Origin of the sequence: Nocardioides currus (assembly GCF_003057875.1) — a bacterium.
Lineage (GTDB): Bacteria > Actinomycetota > Actinomycetes > Propionibacteriales > Nocardioidaceae > Nocardioides > Nocardioides currus.
Window position 1 is genome coordinate 36,120 of sequence record NZ_PYXZ01000009.1, and the last position, 16,220, is coordinate 52,339.

Annotated in this window: 19 protein-coding genes and 1 riboswitch; of the genes, 3 read left to right on the plus strand and 16 right to left on the minus strand. The window is 72.7% G+C overall.

Annotation, left to right across the window (positions count from 1 at the left end):
* Positions 1 to 9: 9 nt before the first annotated feature.
* Complete coding sequence (locus C7S10_RS17855) at positions 10 to 252, plus strand: DUF3072 domain-containing protein (protein ID WP_108345935.1); 243 nt, start codon at positions 10 to 12, stop codon at positions 250 to 252.
* Between the two features lie 33 nt (positions 253 to 285).
* Here C7S10_RS17855 and ribH read toward each other — a convergent pair whose 3' ends face one another.
* The 9 genes from ribH to C7S10_RS17900 form a co-directional block, all read right to left on the minus strand.
* Complete coding sequence (ribH, locus tag C7S10_RS17860) at positions 286 to 759, minus strand: 6,7-dimethyl-8-ribityllumazine synthase (protein ID WP_108345815.1); 474 nt, start codon at positions 757 to 759, stop codon at positions 286 to 288.
* A gap of 10 nt (positions 760 to 769) precedes the next feature.
* Positions 770 to 2,017 carry a bifunctional 3,4-dihydroxy-2-butanone-4-phosphate synthase/GTP cyclohydrolase II gene (locus C7S10_RS17865; protein WP_108345816.1) on the minus strand — a complete coding sequence of 416 codons (1,248 nt, stop codon included), beginning with the start codon at positions 2,015 to 2,017 and terminating at the stop codon, positions 770 to 772.
* Positions 2,014 to 2,691: a nicotinamide riboside transporter PnuC gene (gene pnuC, locus C7S10_RS17870; protein ID WP_108345817.1), complete on the minus strand. Its 678-nt coding sequence runs from the start codon at positions 2,689 to 2,691 to the stop codon at positions 2,014 to 2,016. Before pnuC ends, C7S10_RS17865 begins: the two co-directional genes overlap by 4 nt.
* Positions 2,688 to 3,296, minus strand: coding sequence for a riboflavin synthase (locus tag C7S10_RS17875; RefSeq protein WP_108345818.1), 609 nt, complete (start codon positions 3,294 to 3,296; stop codon positions 2,688 to 2,690). The genes pnuC and C7S10_RS17875 overlap by 4 nt, the downstream gene beginning before the upstream one ends.
* Entirely contained in the window at positions 3,296 to 4,333 is a 1,038-nt protein-coding gene (gene ribD, locus C7S10_RS17880; RefSeq protein WP_243395456.1) for a bifunctional diaminohydroxyphosphoribosylaminopyrimidine deaminase/5-amino-6-(5-phosphoribosylamino)uracil reductase RibD, read from the minus strand. The genes C7S10_RS17875 and ribD overlap by 1 nt, the downstream gene beginning before the upstream one ends.
* A 65-nt stretch (positions 4,334 to 4,398) precedes the next feature.
* Positions 4,399 to 4,543: riboswitch (FMN riboswitch) on the minus strand.
* Positions 4,544 to 4,630: 87 nt separating this feature from the next.
* Complete coding sequence (locus tag C7S10_RS17885; protein ID WP_108345819.1) at positions 4,631 to 4,843, minus strand: hypothetical protein; 213 nt, start codon at positions 4,841 to 4,843, stop codon at positions 4,631 to 4,633.
* A 50-nt stretch (positions 4,844 to 4,893) separates the two neighbouring features.
* Positions 4,894 to 5,307, minus strand: coding sequence for an MmcQ/YjbR family DNA-binding protein (locus C7S10_RS17890; protein ID WP_165807210.1), 414 nt, complete (start codon positions 5,305 to 5,307; stop codon positions 4,894 to 4,896).
* 7 nt (positions 5,308 to 5,314) lie between these two features.
* Complete coding sequence (gene rpe, locus C7S10_RS17895; protein ID WP_108345820.1) at positions 5,315 to 5,977, minus strand: ribulose-phosphate 3-epimerase; 663 nt, start codon at positions 5,975 to 5,977, stop codon at positions 5,315 to 5,317.
* Between the two features lie 4 nt (positions 5,978 to 5,981).
* Positions 5,982 to 6,920 carry a lipid kinase gene (locus C7S10_RS17900; protein ID WP_108345821.1) on the minus strand — a complete coding sequence of 313 codons (939 nt, stop codon included), beginning with the start codon at positions 6,918 to 6,920 and terminating at the stop codon, positions 5,982 to 5,984.
* Positions 6,921 to 7,135: 215 nt separating this feature from the next.
* Here C7S10_RS17900 and C7S10_RS17905 point away from each other — a divergent pair, with 215 nt between their 5' ends.
* Positions 7,136 to 8,437, plus strand: coding sequence for an AMP-binding protein (locus tag C7S10_RS17905; RefSeq protein ID WP_108345822.1), 1,302 nt, complete (start codon positions 7,136 to 7,138; stop codon positions 8,435 to 8,437).
* A gap of 76 nt (positions 8,438 to 8,513) precedes the next feature.
* Entirely contained in the window at positions 8,514 to 8,879 is a 366-nt protein-coding gene (locus tag C7S10_RS17910) for a hypothetical protein (RefSeq protein WP_108345823.1), read from the plus strand.
* A 51-nt stretch (positions 8,880 to 8,930) separates the two neighbouring features.
* Here the strand turns inward: C7S10_RS17910 and ligD are convergent, their stop codons facing one another.
* The 7 genes from ligD to fmt all read right to left on the minus strand — a co-directional run bounded on the left by ligD (position 8,931) and on the right by fmt (position 16,196).
* On the minus strand, positions 8,931 to 9,890 hold the full coding sequence (gene ligD / locus C7S10_RS17915; protein WP_108345824.1) for a non-homologous end-joining DNA ligase: 960 nt from the start codon (positions 9,888 to 9,890) through the stop codon (positions 8,931 to 8,933).
* Between the two features lie 25 nt (positions 9,891 to 9,915).
* Positions 9,916 to 10,845, minus strand: coding sequence for a hypothetical protein (locus C7S10_RS17920; RefSeq protein WP_108345825.1), 930 nt, complete (start codon positions 10,843 to 10,845; stop codon positions 9,916 to 9,918).
* A 141-nt stretch (positions 10,846 to 10,986) separates the two neighbouring features.
* Entirely contained in the window at positions 10,987 to 12,294 is a 1,308-nt protein-coding gene (locus tag C7S10_RS17925; RefSeq protein ID WP_108345826.1) for an RsmB/NOP family class I SAM-dependent RNA methyltransferase, read from the minus strand.
* Complete coding sequence (locus C7S10_RS17930; protein WP_108345827.1) at positions 12,287 to 12,727, minus strand: MmcQ/YjbR family DNA-binding protein; 441 nt, start codon at positions 12,725 to 12,727, stop codon at positions 12,287 to 12,289. The genes C7S10_RS17925 and C7S10_RS17930 overlap by 8 nt, the downstream gene beginning before the upstream one ends.
* Before the next feature lie 33 nt (positions 12,728 to 12,760).
* Positions 12,761 to 13,606: a LamG domain-containing protein gene (locus C7S10_RS17935; RefSeq protein WP_108345828.1), complete on the minus strand. Its 846-nt coding sequence runs from the start codon at positions 13,604 to 13,606 to the stop codon at positions 12,761 to 12,763.
* 41 nt (positions 13,607 to 13,647) lie between these two features.
* Positions 13,648 to 15,186, minus strand: coding sequence for an OFA family MFS transporter (locus C7S10_RS17940; protein WP_207769452.1), 1,539 nt, complete (start codon positions 15,184 to 15,186; stop codon positions 13,648 to 13,650).
* 65 nt (positions 15,187 to 15,251) lie between these two features.
* Positions 15,252 to 16,196, minus strand: coding sequence for a methionyl-tRNA formyltransferase (gene fmt / locus C7S10_RS17945; protein WP_108345829.1), 945 nt, complete (start codon positions 16,194 to 16,196; stop codon positions 15,252 to 15,254).
* Between the last annotated feature and the right edge of the window lie 24 nt (positions 16,197 to 16,220).

Here is a 16,220-nt window from a genome sequence, read left to right on the forward strand (position 1 = left end):
GGTCGCCACATGAGCGAATCGAACACACATTCGAACCCGACCAACGAGACCCTGGGCGGACCCCAGGGTGACACCACGCGCAAGGACCCTGAGGAGTGGGTGACCGGCGACGAGCCGATGACCGGTGCGCAGGCCAGCTACCTCGACACCCTCGCCCGCGAGGCCGGCGAGGAGATCTCGGCCGACCTCACCAAGGCCGAGGCCTCCGAGCACATCGACCGGCTGCAGTCCGGCAGCGACCGCAGCGCCTGAGGCAGGACCGCGGCACGCCGCCACCACCACTGGTCAGCGCAGGCCGGCCAGCACCCGCGCGGTGTCGAGGGCGGCGGACGTCGCCTCCCAGCCCTTGTCCTCCTTCGACCCCTCCAGCCCGGCACGGTCGAGGGCCTGCTGGTCGTCGTCGCAGGTGAGCACCCCGAAGCCGATCGGCACGCCGGTGTCGAGCGCGACCCGGTTGAGGCCGTCGGTGGCGGCGTTGCAGACGTAGTCGAAGTGCGGGGTGCCGCCGCGGATGACGACACCGAGGGCGACGACCGCGTCGTAGCCCTGCTGCGCGAGGGCCAGCGCCACGACCGGGAGCTCGAAGGTGCCGGGCACCCGCACGATCGTGGGCTCGCTGACCGAGTAGGCCGCAAGCGCTCGCTCGGCCCCGGCGACGAGACCGTCCATCACCTCGGTGTGCCAGCTGGCGGCGACGACCGCGACCCTGAGGCCGGAGGCGTCGAAGGGCTTCTGCTCGGGTGCTCCGTGTCCGCTCATCGGTTGCTCCTCACTGGTGCAGCTCCTCGGTCATGTCCTCCGGGAGGTCGGGCAGCAGGTGCCCCATCCGGTCGCGCTTGGTGCGCAGGTAGTCGATGTTGTCGTGGGTCGGGTGGATGGCCAGCGGGACCGTCTCGGCGACCGTGATCCCGAACTCCTCGAGGCTCGCGGTCTTGTCGGGATTGTTGGTCAGCAGCCGGACGGAGGTCACCCCGAGGTCGCGCAGCACCTGGGTCGCGGTGCCGTAGTGGCGTCCGTCGGCGGGCAGCCCGAGGTCCAGGTTGGCGTCGACGGTGTCGCGCCCCGCGTCCTGGAGGGCGTAGGCCTGGAGCTTGGCGACCAGGCCGATGCCGCGGCCCTCGTGCCCGCGGAGGTAGACCACCACTCCCCTGCCCTCGGCGACGACCTGGGCCATCGCCTCGTTGAGCTGTGGCCCGCAGTCGCAGCGGTGGCTGCCGAACACGTCGCCGGTGAGGCACTCGGAGTGGACGCGGGTCAGCACCGGCTCCGGGCCCGACACGTCGCCGTACACCAGCGCGACGTGCTCGCTGTCGTCGATGGTGATCCGGTAGCCGTACGCCGTGAACTCGCCGTGCGAGGTCGGCAGGCGCGTCTCGGCGACCCGCTGCACGTGCCGCTCGTGCCGCCGCCGGTGGCGCACCAGCGCCTCGATCGAGATCATCGCGAGGCCGTGCTCGTCGGCGAACTCGCGCAGCTCGGGGCCGCGCTTCATCGTGCCGTCGTCGTTGACGACCTCGACCAGCACGCCGGCGGGCGTCAGGCCGGCCAGCTTGGCGAGGTCGACGGCCGCCTCGGTGTGCCCGCGGCGTACGAGCACACCACCGTCGCGGTAGCGCAGCGGGAACACGTGTCCGGGGCGCGTCAGCTCCCACGGCTCGGTGGCCGAGTCGGCGAGCACCTTCGCGGTGTGGGCACGGTCGGCCGCGCTGATGCCGGTGCTGACGCCGTCGCGGGCGTCGACCGAGATCGTGTACGCCGTGCGCAGCTTGTCCTTGTTGTGCGGGGTCATCAGCGGGATCTCGAGCCGCTCCAGCATGTCCCCCGGCATCGGCACGCAGATGACGCCGCTGGAGTGGCGGATGGTGAACGCCATCAGCTCCGGCGTCGCCTTGGCGGCGGCGAAGATGATGTCGCCCTCGTTCTCGCGGTCCTCGTCGTCGACGACCACGACGGCCTTGCCGGCGGCGATGTCGGCGATGGCTCGCTCGACGCTGTCCAACCTGACGGGCTCGCTCATGCGGCCGCTCCTTCCAGCTCGGGGGTGGGACGGGTGACACGCGAGGCGCGCAGCCAGACGACGAAGCCCAGCAGCACGAACACGGCGTAGACGAGGTACATCCCCGCCGTCGGGTAGTAGCCGGCCCGGACGAGGGTGGTCACGCCGACGACGTCGACGAGGATCCACACGAGCCAGAACTCGACCCAGCCACGCGCCATGCCGTACGTCGCCAGCATCGACCCGGCCAGGATCCAGGCCTCCGTCGTCGGGCCCCACGAGCCGATGCGGGTGAGGACGGCGTACGCCGCTGCGTAGCCGACGACGCCCAGGGCGACGAGCTGTGCGCGCTCGGCCCGGGTGGCCCAGCGGGGCGAGATCGCGCCGCCGTCGGATGCTCCCCCGGCCGCGCGCTCGTGCGACCAGCGCCACCAGCCGTAGAGGCTGACGGCCGCGAAGAACACCTGCCGGCCGGCCTGTCCCCACAGGGGCTCGTCGGTGGCCCCGCTCATCTCGCCGGTCACGAAGACGGTGAAGAGCAGGACGTTGCCGACCAGGCCGATCGGCCAGGCCCACACGAGGCGGCGCATCCCGAGGATCGCGCTGGCGAGGCCGAACAGGTTGCCGACGACCTCGCGGACGTAGAGCTGTCCGTCGCCCACGGCGATGGTGCCGTGCAGGATCCAGTCGATCATGCCTGCTCCTTCAGGTAGCCGCCGGCGAGCAGCTTCTCGACGTGCTTGGCGATCACGTCGAACTCGAGGTTGACCCGGTCCCCGGGCTTCCGGGTGCCGAGGGTGGTGCGGGCCAGCGTCTCGGGGATCAGGCTGACGGTGAAGCTGGCGTCCTTGGCCTCGACGACGGTCAGGCTCACGCCGTCGACGGTGATCGAGCCCTTGTCGACGAGGTAGCGACCGAACCCGGTGGGGATCGACACCTCGACGAGCTCCCAGTGCTCGCTGGGCTCCCGCCGCAGGACCTCGCCGACGCCGTCGACGTGGCCCTGCACGATGTGGCCGCCGAGGCGCTTCTCCACGGTCACGGCGCGCTCGAGGTTGACCCGGTCGCCGACCGCGACGCCGTGCAGGCTGGTCTTGTCGAGCGTCTCCTGCATGACGTCGGCGGTCCAGGTGTCGCCGTCGGTGCTGGCGACCGTGAGGCAGCAGCCGTTGACGGCGATCGAGTCGCCCAGGCCCGTGCCCTCGAGCACGGTGCCGGCGCGGACGCTCAGGCGGATCGCGTCGCCCTGCTCCTCGACGCCGGCGACGGTGCCGAGCTCTTCGACGATGCCGGTGAACATCAGTGGTCTCCTCCGGGGGTGAGGGTGAGGCGGACGGTGGCGTCGGCTCCGGTGCCGATCACGGCCGCCCGCTTGAGGTGCCACCGCAGCTGGTCGGTGATGGTGGTGATCCCGAGGTCGCCGACGGCGGGGGCGCCGGCGCCGAGGAAGGTCGGCGCGACGTAGGCGACCACCTCGTCGACGAGGCCGGCGCGGAGGAACGCGGCGGCCAGCGTGGGACCACCCTCGAGCCACACGTGGCGGCGCCCGGCGGCGTACAGCTCGGCCAGGGCGTGGGCGGGGTCGCGGGTGGCGAGGTGCTGCGCCTCGCCGGGGCCCTGGTGGATCCGGCGGTCGGCGGGGACCTCGCGCTCGCCCATCACCACGCGCAGCGGCTGGTGCTCGACGGGTTGGTCGACCTCGTCGCGGACGTTGAGCTGGGGGTCGTCGACCAGCACGGTGCCGGTGCCGACGAGCAGGACGTCGCACTCGGCCCGGAGCGCGTGGGTGTCGCGGCGCGCGTCGGTGCCGCTGATCCAGTGGCTCGTCCCGTCGGCAGCGGCGCTGCGGCCGTCCAGGGTCGCGGCGAACTTCCACGTCACGAACGGACGGTTGTGCTCGACGGCGAAGGTCCAGGCCTTGTTGACGCCCTTGGCGACGGGCTCCATCACACCTGCCTCGACGTCGATGCCTGCCGCTCGCAGGGCCTCGGCACCACCGGCGGCGACCGGATTGGGGTCGCGCTGCGCGAACACCACGCGGCGGACGCCCGCGGCGACCAGCGCCTCGGTGCAGGGTCCGGTGAGACCGGTGTGGTTGCAGGGCTCGAGGCTCACGACCGCGGTCGCCCCACGCGCCGCGTCGCCGGCCTCGGCCAGGGCGGCGACCTCCGCGTGCGCGGTGCCGGCGCCGCGGTGGAAGCCCTCGGCGATCTCCGCGCCGTCGGCGCCGAGCAGCACGCAGCCGACGCGGGGGTTGGGGCCGAGCGGCACGCCCGGCGTCGCGGCGAGGGTCAGGGCGCGTCGCATCGCGGCCTGCTCGGCCGGTGTCGTGGTCATCGCTTCCCCTCGGGTCCGTGGAATGCGGACTCCGGGGTGCGGGCGCACGCCGCGAACGGCTCACGCTGCGTGGTCTTCTCATCCGGACTTTGACCGTCGGTCCAGGAGTTCCACCTGGTCAACCGGCCACTGGCTGTGGCCGGGTCGCGGACTTCTGCGTCAGACGCAGTCACCGCCGGTGCGGAGTTTCACCGCCCCCAGAGCACGCTCTTGCTGGATCGAACTCTGCCACACGCGCCGGCATTCCCGGTCGGGTGTCCGCGTGTGGTCTCGGCCACGTCCGGGCCGGACGAGCGGCTAGCGCTGGTCGCGGCCGAGCCGCGTCCACCCGCACAGGCCGAGCCCAGCGCACGTGACGACGGCGACCAGCACCACGTGCAGGGGTGACCAGACGTCGTCGGGGTCGCGGCCAAAGGTGATGGCGAGCGCCAGGACGACGGCGAGGGCGAGGAGTCCTAGGCCGAGCTCGAATGAGCGGTGGGCGAACAGTCGATGCAGCGCTGTGTCCATGCCGCCAGTGTGCACCCCGACCAGCCGGCGTGGACGAGCCCTCCGGCGCGTCAGCCCTGCAGGTCGTGCTCGCGCAGCCAGGCCTCGGCGCGGCGGCGCGACGCCTGGGCCAGCCACGCGTCCTGCACGAGCTCAACGATCTCGTCCCGCTCGACCTCCCCGACCCGCGAGGCGCGCAGGAGGACGGAGGCGTGGCCGTCGAAGTGCGGCACCGTGAAGAACGGCGACGACTCGTCCTGCACCAGCGCGAGCTTGTCGCCCTCGGAGGCCACCCAGATCACGATCACGTCGCGGTAGCGCTCCCCCGTCTCCGGGTCGACCGCGTCCGGTCGCGGCGTCCGGAAGAACACGAACGACTTGCTCCCGACCTGGTAGATCGGGTTGCTGTCGGATCGGAAGACCGTGACGTGCGGCATCCCCAGCGCGGTGGCGTGGATGTCGTCGACCGTGGCCCTCCTGCTCACGACGGGCTCATCCCGCAGCGGCCTCCGCCTTCGCCCTCAGCTCGCGCACCATCGCGTCGGGGTCGGCGGCGGAGTAGACGGCGCTGCCCGCGACGAACACGTCGGCGCCGGCCTCGGCGCAGCGCTCGATCGTCTCCAGGCTGACGCCGCCGTCGACCTGGAGCCAGGTCTCGACCCCGTGCTTGCGCATCAGCTCGCGCGCCGTACGGATCTTGGGCAGGCACAGGTCGAGGAACTTCTGTCCGCCGAAGCCGGGCTCCACGGTCATGACCAGCACCATGTCGAGCTCGGGCAGCAGTGCCTCGTAGGGCTCGATCGGCGTCGCCGGCTTGAGCGCCATGCTCGCCCGGGCGCCCTGGTTGCGCAGCTCGCGGGCGAGCCGGACCGGTGCCTTGGTGGCCTCGACGTGGAAGGTGACGCTGCGCGCTCCGGCCTCGGCGTAGAGCGGCGCCTGGGAGTCGCAGTCCTCGATCATCAGGTGTGCGTCCAGCGGGATGTCGGTGGCCCGGCCCAGCGCCTCGACCATGGTCGGGCCGAAGGTCAGGTTGGGCACGAAGTGGTTGTCCATGACGTCGACGTGCACCCAATCGGCGCTGCCGATGCGCCCCACCTCGGCACCCAGGGCGGCGAAGTCGGCGTTGAGGATGGACGGCGTGATCTGGATTCCCACGCGGTCAGCCTAGAGGCGGCCCGTCCAGCTGCGCGGCCCGGCTGTGGCGGGGCACCACCACGTGCAGCGCGTTGCGCTCCACCTCGAAGGTGGCGGGGCTGTGCGTCGCGATCTCGCCGTCGAGGTTGACCGGCATCGGCCGGTCCGTCGTGACCGTGATCGCCCGGTTGGTCAGGTGGTGCACGCGCTCGTGCTCGATCAGGTCGCCGCTGCGCAGCAGCCGGGCCACGGAGACGTGGTCGCGCAGCCGGCCCTTCTCGACGGCGTAGACGTCGAGCAGGTGGTCGTCGATCGAGGCGGTCGGCGAGACGGTCAGCCCGCCCCCGTAGTGGCGGCCGTTGCCGACGGCCAGCTGCATCAGGTCCTCGAGCTCGAGCGAGCTGCCGTCGGGCAGCTCGATCCGTGCCGCGAACGGGCGGTGGTGGCGGTACGCCGCGAGCGTCGCCACCGGATAGGCGAGCTGCCCCAGCCGTCGCTTGAGGCGCGGGGTCAGCCGCTGGGTGACCTCGACGGACAGGCCCAGCGAGGCGACATTGAGGAAGACCCGCCCGTTGGCGCGACCCAGGTCGACGACGACGACCGTGCCGGTGAGCACGGTGTCGAGGGCGGCGGCGAGGGTGGCGGGGATCTCCAGGGTGCGAGCGAAGTCGTTGGCCGTGCCGAGCGGGAGCACGCCGAGGGCCGTGCCGGTGTCGGCCAGCAGCTCGGCCGCGCAGCCCATGCTGCCGTCGCCCCCGCCGACCAGCAGGATGTCGGGCGACGACCCCGCGGCGTGCGCCAGGACCTCGGGCAGCTCGGAGCCGCTCGCCACGGGGTGCACGTCGACGCTGTCCACCCCCGCACGCTGCAGGTGCCGCGTGACCTGCCCGACGGCCGCGGCGCCCGTGCGCGACGCGGTGTTGACGACGACGGAGAGGTGGCTGGTGCGGAGGTCGCTCGGCATGCCCACGAACCTAGGCGGGCCGGGTGAGAGGAACGTGAGGCTGACCTGTGGGGGCCTGAGCGAACGGTCTAGACCGGCGGGCGCTCGAGGTGACAACTGGTCCGCTCCCCATTCACAGGACGGTAAAGAACGGGCAACTCCGCCTCGGGGTCGACCCGATTTCAACAACATCGAACCCACGACCACACGAAGACAGACCTCGAGGGGGGTGCACGATGTCGGATCGACTGCGAGGGCGCGACAGGGCGCCGTCGTCGTACGTCCTCCTGCGCACCCAGGCCAGCAGGCGACCCGACGCCCCCGCGATCTCCGCGGAGCGGGCGCTCACCTGGGCCGCACTGTTCCACGAGGTCGAGGAGCTCGCGGCGGGCCTGCTGTCGTCCGGCGTGCGGGCCGACCACGTGGCGCTGCTGGCCGTGCGACCGGGGGCCGCGTCGGTGGTCGTCGAGCTCGCCCTGCGCGCGATCGGAGCCGTCCCGGTCCGGATCGGCCCCGGAGCCGGTGCAGCCGAGACCGGTCAGGCGTTCACCGTCGCCCCGGTCTCGCTGGTGGTGGTCGACCACCCGGAGCGAGTCGACGCGCTGGCCGGCCTGCCCCTGGGACGCGCGAAGCTGCTGGACCTCACCGACACGGCCAACCTCGCCGGCCTCGTCGAGGTCGGGCGAGCACGGCTGCGGCAGGAGCCGGACGCGATCGCCCACGCCGACCGGATGGTCGCCGCCCACGCGACGCTGCCGCGTGTCGTCGGATCCGGTGGCGAGGCGCTGGCCCCCACGGAGTCGCGGCAGTCGATGCTCCTGACGGCCCACGACCGCGTGCTCCTGGTCGGTGAACCGACCGACGCCTTCACGTGGCAGGTCCGCTCGGCCTGCCTGGCCACCGGCGCGGCCCTCGGGTGGGTCGGCGGGCTCGAGGAGCTCGCCGACGCGATCGGGGTCGTCCAGCCGACCGTCCTCGCCCTCGCCGAGGGGGCAGCGACGGGCCTCGAGCCGATGCTCCTCGACGCCACGGTCGGCGGCCGGCGCTGGCACTCCGCGCCGGGCAGCGTCCTCGACGCCGTGGCCGCCGTCGCCGAGGGGGCGGTCGTCGGTGGGCCCAGGGTCCCTCGCGGGTCTCGCCGACGCGCCACCGCGATCGCGGCCCTCCGGCCCTGGTTCGGCGCCGACCTCACCCAGGTGCTGGTCGCCGTGGACACCAGCCGCCGCCTCCGGTCCGCGCTGGACGCCCTCGACATCGATGTCGACGTCGAGCCCGCCGCCGAGCTGGAGCGCGCCGACCTGCCGCGTCCGGCGGCGCGGCGTGCGCGCCCGCGACCGCCGCTGCCCCAGCGGCAACCGAGTCCGGTCGACCGGCACTTCGCCGCCCTCACCCGTCCCGAGCCCGTGGTCGAGGAGGAGGACGAGGCGATCCCTGCCTCGCCGCACCTGCGACCGCTGCTCACCGGCGAGTCGTTCCTCGACCGCGTGCTGGCCGAGCAGGCAGCTGCTCGCACCGCGGTCCCTGCCACCTCGACCTGACCCACCACCCACAGACCCGGCTTCCGCACCAGGCGGAGCGCCAGACCACCGCACCACCCAACGAAAGGAACCACCCATGTCCAACGTGGACGTTGCCCTCAAGGAGGCCATGGCCATCGACGGTGCCGTCGCCGCCATGCTCGTCGACTACACCTCCGGGATGGCCCTCGGCCAGGCCGGCGACAGCGCCGCCATCAACCTCGACGTCGCCGCCGCCGGCAACACCGACGTCGTCCGCTCGAAGCTGCGCACCATGGACAGCCTCGGTCTCGACGACCGCATCGAGGACATCCTCATCACCCTCGGCAAGGCCTACCACCTGATCCGCCTCACCGAGACCCACGAGGGCCTGTTCCTCTACCTCGTGCTCGACAAGGGCCGCGCCAACCTCGCGATGGCCCGCCACAAGCTGGCCTCGATCGAGAAGAACCTCGAGGTCTGATCGACCCCCGAGCGCCCCGGACGGCCACGGCCGCCCGGGGCGCCGATGCGCTCAGGACTCGGGGTCGACCGGCGGTTCGGCTCCGTCGGCCTCGTCCCGCGCGGCCCACTCGAGCAACGGGGCGATGTCGAAGACCTCCCCGTCGATGCCGCCGTGCAGGTCGCCCATCTCGGCGAAGCGCGCGGGCATCGTGAAGATCGTGAAGTCCTCGGGCTCGCACACGTCGATCTCGTCCCACCGCACCGGCGCGGACACCCGGGCGCTCGGCACCCCGCGCACGCTGTACGCCGCCGCGATGGTGTGGTCGCGCGCGTTCTGGTTGTAGTCGACGAACAGCTGGTCGCGCGAGCGGTCCTTGCGCCACCACGCCGTGGTGACCTCCCCGCCCGCCCGGCGCTCGACCTCGCGGGCGAAGGCGAGCGCACCGCGGCGTACGTCCTGGAAGCCGTGGTCGGGCCTGATCCGCACGTAGATGTGGATCCCCGAGCCGCCGCTGGTCTTCGGGAACCCGACGGCGCCGAGCTCGTCGAGCACCTCGTGGGCGATGTGGGCGACCCGCTGGACGGTCTCCCACTCGCACTCCGGCCCGGGATCGAGGTCGATGCGCCACTCGTCGGGTGACTCGGTCTCGGCGCGGCGACTGTTCCACGGGTGGAACTCGACGGTCGACATCTGGACCGCCCAGATCACGCTGGCCAGCTCGGTGACGCACAGCTCGTCGGCGGTGCGGTTCCAGCGCGGGAAGTGCAGGCGGACGGTCTCCACCCACGGCGGCGCACCTGCGGGGATCCGCTTCTGGTGCACCTTGTCCCCGGCCAGGCCCTTGGGAAAGCGGTGCAGCATGCACGGCCGCTCCCGGAGCGCGTTGACGATCCCCTCGCCGACGGCGAGGTAGTACTCCACCAGGTCGAGCTTGGTGGCGCCGGACTCGGGGAAGTAGACCCGGTCGGGGTTGCTCACCCGCACGACCTTGTCGTCCACCTCGATCTCGGTGCTCGGTGAGGTCGCCATGTCCCGACCCTAGTCAGGCGACGGGTCAGCGGGCGACGGACACGGTGACCGGGTCGCTGGCCCCCGCGTCGGCGTACTCGCTCTCGGGCCGCAGCCAGCGCAGCTCCTGGCCCTCCGTGACGGTCACGGTGGCGCGGGAGACGCCGTCGGGGCCGGAGTAGGTCAGCGGTGACACGTCGACCCACTCGCTCGCGCCGCGGGCCCGCGACTGGAGGACGAGCGGGTCGCCGGTGACCCGGCCGCTGGGGTCGGTCACCGAACCCGCGATCTCGACGTCGGTGCCGGCGGGGACGGGCGCGGTCGGGCCGAGGATCGAGGTCGACAGCGTCAGCCCCTCGAAGTCCCAGGCCCGGCCGTTGCCGCGGACGGCGTCGACGTGGAACGGGTGGCCGTCGCAGCCGAAGCCGGTCACGACGTAACCCGGGCCGTCCCCGTGGACGGCGACGAAGTCGGTGGGGGTCGAGGTCTCGACGACCGCCGTGACCCCGGTGCCGAGGTCGACCAGGCTCCAGGCGTACGGCACGAGGGCGGTGTCGACCTGCTGCCAGGCGGCGGCGGGGACCGTGAGGTCGGCCCTGCCGAGCCAGGCGTGCCCGGCGGGGGCGTCGGGCGTGGCGACCCAGACGTAGGACGCGCCGGTCGTGCCGGCCTCGGCGCGCACCGACACCGACGCACCCAGCGAGGCGAGCGAGGTGAAGGAGAGCGTGGGCCCGGACGCGGTGCCGACACCGGACGGCACCAGCCCGAAGCTGCGGCGACCCATCGGTGCGGTGTCGGGCCCGAGGTTGATCCGGGTCGACGGCGCGGACGCCGGCGCCGCGATCGACTCGCAGCCGACGTAGGTCAGGTGCATCCCGTCGAGCGGGGAGCCCGGTCCGGCCATCGCGGTCGCGCCCGTGTCGTCCGCGTGGGCGGGCGCCGCCGCCAGTGGTGAGAGCAGGACCGAGACGGCCACTGCTGTTCCTAGACGACGTCGCACCCGAAGCTCGATCCCGTTTCCCGCCGGTCTAGATGACCGGTCCCCCACGCATCATCATGCACGCCACGTGTCCACGAGGGAACCCGCAATGTGGGTACGGCGAACAGCCGGTGTCGATCAGGTGCGGCGGATCGTGGCGATGAACATCGCGTCGGTGCCGTCACGGTGCGGCCACAGCTGCCTGGTCGCCTCGAGCGTGGCGTCGCCGCGCGCGGCGAGGACGGCGTCGACGACCCCCGTGGTCTCGGCCAGCACCGGCGAGCAGGTCGCGTAGACGACCACGCCGCCGGGCCGGGTCGCCCCGATCGCGTGCGAGAGCAGGTCGCGCTGGAGCGGGACGAGCTCCTCGACATCACGGGGCGTACGGCGCCAGCGGGACTCGGGTCGGCGGCGCAGCGCTCCCAGGCCGGAGCAGGGGGCGTCGACGAGCACGCGGTCGAAGGTCCCCGGGCGCCAGGGCGGGCGGGTGCCGTCGCCGGTGACCACGCCGCTCACCCCGCCGGGGACGGCACGGACCCCGCGAGCGACCAGGCGGGCCCGGTGGTGCTGGCGCTCGTTGGCCAGCACCGTCGCCCCGCGCTGGGCGGCGAGGGCCGCGAGCAGAGCCGCCTTGCCGCCCGGTCCGGAGCACACGTCCAGCCAGCGCTCGTCGCGGCCGTCGAGGTCGGCGTCGGCGAGCGCCGTCGCCACCAGCTGGGAGCCCTCGTCCTGCACGCCGGCACGTCCCTGGGCCACCGCCGGGACGGCCGACGGGTCGCCGCCGGCCAGCTCCACGGCGTACGGCGACAGGGTGCCCCGGACTCCCCCGGCCTCGACCAGCTCCTGGACCGTGCACAGGCCGGGCCGCGCGACCAGCATCACCCGCGGCGCGGCGTTGTCGGCGGCGAGCAGGACCGGCAGCTCAGCCGGCACACCGAGTGCCTCGCCCAGCGCCTCGACGACCCAGCGGGGGTGGGACCGGGCGATCGAGGCGTGGCCGACCGGGTCGCTCGCCTCGTCGGGGGCGACCCGACCGACCCAGGTGGGGAGGTCATCGGTGCTGACCTTGCGGAGCACGGCGTTGGTGAGCCCGGTCGGTCCGACGCCCACGCGGGCGCGGACCAGGTCGACGCTGGTGCTGATCGCGGCGTGGTCGGGCACCCGCATCGCGAGCAGCTGGTGGACGCCGAGGCGCAGCGCGTCGCGCACCTTGGCCTCGAGGCGCGGCTTGGTCAGGCAGGCGTCGATGATCGCGTCGTACGTCCCCTGCCACCTGATCGTCCCGGAGACGAGCTCGGTCGTGAAGGCGGCGTCGCGACCGGTCAGGCCGTGCTCGGCGAGCACCTGCGGGAGGGCCAGGTTGGCGTAGGCGTCGTCGAGGCGCACGGCCTTGAGGACGTCGTACGCCGCCAGCCGGGACGGGTCGATTCGGGTGCTCCTAACCATCCGCCGGGCCGTCCGCGAGGAACTGCTTGGCCAGCCGCTTGGGCGCCACCGCGAGCCACGCCTCGTGGATCACCTCGGTCAGCTCGTCGAGGCCGATCTCGCCCAGCCGCGACTGCTGGACGAGCACGGCGTTGTAGCTGCGGAAGTGGTCGATGGTGAAGAACGGCGTGGAGTCGTCGTCGACGAGCGCGGCCTTGTCGGCGGCGTCGGCGGTGCGCAGCACCAGCAGGTCGTCGTACTGCTCACCCGTGTCCGGGTCGACGGCGGACGAGTGCGGGTGGCGGTAGAGGACGAACCCCCGGCCCTTCTCGCCGGCGGGCACCTTCCAGGTCGGGACGTCGCCCCAGGAGGTGCCGAGCTCGGTGCTCGGCAGGGCCGCGCAGATCGCGTCGACGTCCTCGGGTCGGGCTGGCCTGCCGGTGGACGGTGTCACGGGCGCGAGCCTAGCGGCGAGCGGCCGCGACGATCAGCACGCCTTGTTGTAGACGCCGACCTTCGTCGGCGGGGCGTCGACCGGCAACGTGTTGGGAGCCTCGAGGCTCCAGTGCCGCACCCAGTCCATCTGCATCCGGCTGATGTTCATGGTGCGATCGGGCTTGGCCTCCATGGTGAACCGTACGGTCAGCGGCACGCCGGTGAGCACGTCGTCGCGCTTCTCGGTGAACACGACCTTGGCGTCGATGAACCACGAGATCCGCTCGCGAGTGACCTCGACGGCGTAGGTGTGCCAACGGTCGGCACCGAGGTCCATCCCGGGGTTGGCGGCCTTGTAGGCGACATCGGGCAGCGTGCGGGCGTAGACGTTGGCGGCCTTGCCGTTGGGGGTGAGGCTGGCCATGGCGATGTTGCGGGCGCCGCAGTTCTCCTCCGCGCCGGCCGCCGGGACGAGTTCGGCGAGCACCTTGTAGCGCGCACCGCCGCGGCCGTACTGCCGGCTGCGCAGCCGCGTCTCCCAGCGCCCGACCTCGTCACCCGGGCCGGCCAGGGTCGCGCTGACGGTGCCCTCGCTGGTCGCGTTGAGGGTGAGCATGCCGTTCTGGTGCCAGACCTGACCGGGGCCGTTCGCGACCCACTGCGGGCCCATCGGTCCGGTGTACGGCGTCTCGAACTCCTCGCGCCAGAGGATCCCCTTGTTCCACCAGCCGTAGGTGTTCCCGGCGTGGATCGGGCCGGGCTCGTCGTCGCCCGGGGTCGCCTGCGCAGGCGCGCTCGCGAGCGCCGGGCTGAGCAGGGACGCGAGCAGGGTCGCGGCCAGCGTGGCGGCGCCACGACGGGTCCGGCGGGGTCCTCGAGCGGCCTGGGGGGAGGTCATGGGGTCCGACCGTACGCGCCCGGGGGCGGTCGCGCGCAAGTTCAGGAGAACAGCTTGAGGGCCGTGGTCACGGTCTCGTAGACGCCGTACAGCAGCAGCAACGAGACGACGGACCACGCCAGGACGAGCCTCACGGTGCCCGAGCCGGCCTCGGTGCCCGCCTGCGACTCCTCGCTGGCCGCCTCGTCCGCCTCCTTCTGCTCGGTGTGCTGCGACATGTCCTCGTGGAACTTCGCAGCGACCGGGCGGACCAGCAGGTTGGCGACGAAGCCGACGGCCAGCACGCCGACCATGGTGAACAGCGCGGGGCGGTAGGAGTCGGCGTCGAGCGTGCCGGCGCCGCCCGCGCTGTCGAGGAAGCGATTGATGATCAGCGGGCCGGCGACGCCCGCCGCCGACCACGCGGTGAGCAGCCGGCCGTGGATGGCGCCGACCTGGAACACACCGAACAGGTCGCGGAGGTAAGCCGGGACGGTCGCGAACCCGCCGCCGTAGAAGGAGATGATCATGGCCGCGAGGAGCACGAAGATCGCGGTCGAGGTGGACCCGGACAGGGCGAGCAGGACGTAGAGCACGATGCCGACGCCGAGGTAGACCATGTAGATCGGCTTGCGGCCGATCAGGTCGGAGGTGCTGGACCACACGAACCGGCCGGCCATGTTGAACAACGACAGCACCCCGACGAAGCCGCCGGCCGCGGCCACGCTGACGCTCGAGGTGTCGCCGTCACGGAAGAAGTCCTGGATCATCGGGCTGGCCTGCTCGAGGATGCCGATGCCCGCGGTGACGTTGCAGAACAGGACCGTCCACAGCAGCCAGAACTGCGGGGTGCGGATGGCGTTGGCCGCCGACACGTTGTCGGTGGTGACGAGCGACTTCTGCTTCACCATCGAGGGGTCGAAGCCGGCCGGCTTCCAGCCCGGCGCCGGGACCCGGATGTTGGCGACGCCGATCATCATGATCGCGAAGTAGGCGATCCCGAGGGTGACGAAGAGCAACGACAGCGCGTGCCCGTCGGCGAGCGAGGCCGGGTCGGCGGCGTCGTACGAACCGTCGTAGTAGGACAGCAGCTGGCGGGAGGCGGGCGAGGCGACCATCGCGCCGCCGCCGAAGCCCATGATCGCCATGCCGGTGGCGAGGCCGGGCCGGTCGGGGAACCACTTGATCAGCGTCGAGACCGGCGAGATGTAGCCGATGCCGAGGCCCACTCCCCCGATGACGCCGTAGCCGAGGTAGAGCAGCCACAGCTGCGAGGTGGCGATGCCTGCCGACCCGACGAGGAACCCGGCCGCCCAGCAGCACGCGGCGGTGAACATCGCCATCCGTGGCCCGACCTTCTCGACCCACGTCCCGAACACCGCGGCGCTCAGCCCGAGCATCACGATCGCGATCGAGAACACGACCCCGATGGCCGTCTGCGAGGCGTCGAAGTGATCGATCAGCGAGTTCTTGTAGACGCTGGTGGCGTAGGCCTGGCCGATGCAGAGGTGGACGGCGAGCGCGGCCGGCGGGATGAGCCAGCGGTTGTAGGACTGCGGAGCCACGGTGTGGCGCCTGTCGAGGAATCCGAGCACGGGCACGCGTGACCTCCGAGTCGTGGGCGTTCGTGGAGGTTAACGCGAGACTGGTTGAAAAGTGACGCACCTCACCCCTGCGGGTGGGCCGCCCCCAGGGTGGCGCCGGGCGGCACGGTGACGCCGCGGGCCCAGTCGGCCGCCCTCATCTGCTTCTTGCCGAATGCCTTGACCTCGCCGAGCTCGACGGCGTGGGTGGCGGTGCCGACGAAGACGGCGTTCTTGGTGACCTCGAGGACCCCGGGCGCGAGCTGGGCGTGATCGGTCGCGACGCGGACCGCGCCCAGCTTGAACCGCTCGCCCTCCCACGTGCTCCAGGCGCCGGGGCCGGGGGTGCAGGCGCGGACCTGGCGATCGATGGCGGCCGCGGGGTCGGTCCACTCGACGCGGGCGTCCTCGACCACGATCTTCGGGGCGTAGGACAGGCCGTCGCCGGCCTGCTCGCGTGCCTCGAGCGAGCCGTCCTCGATGCCGTCGAGGGTGCGCACCAGAAGCGTCGCGCCTCCCTCGGCGAGCCGGCCGAGCAGGTCGCCGGCGGTGTCGGTGGGGCGGATCCGCTCGGTCATGACCCCGAACGTCGGCCCGGCGTCGAGCTCCTTGACGATGCGGAACGTCGTCGCGCCGGTCATCTCGTCGCCGGACCAGATCGAGTGCTGCACCGGCGCCGCGCCACGCCACGCCGGGAGGATCGAGAAGTGCAGGTTGATCCACCCGTGCTCCGGGATGTCCAGCGCGGACTGCGGCAGCAGGGCGCCGTACGCCACGACCGGGCAGACGTCGGGACGCAGCTCGCGCAGCGCCGCCTGGAAGTCCGGGTCGCGCGGGTGCTCCGGCTTGAGCACCGGCACGCCGAGCTCCTCGCCACGCACAGCGACCGGGCTCGCCACCAGCTTGCGCCCGCGGCCGGACGGCGCGTCCGGCCTCGTGACGACGCCGACGAGCTCGTGGCCCGAGGCGGCGAGGGCGTCGAGGGACGGCACGGCGACGTCGGGCGTGCCGGCGAACACGACCCGCATCACGGCCTCCCGGAGGTGGCGGGA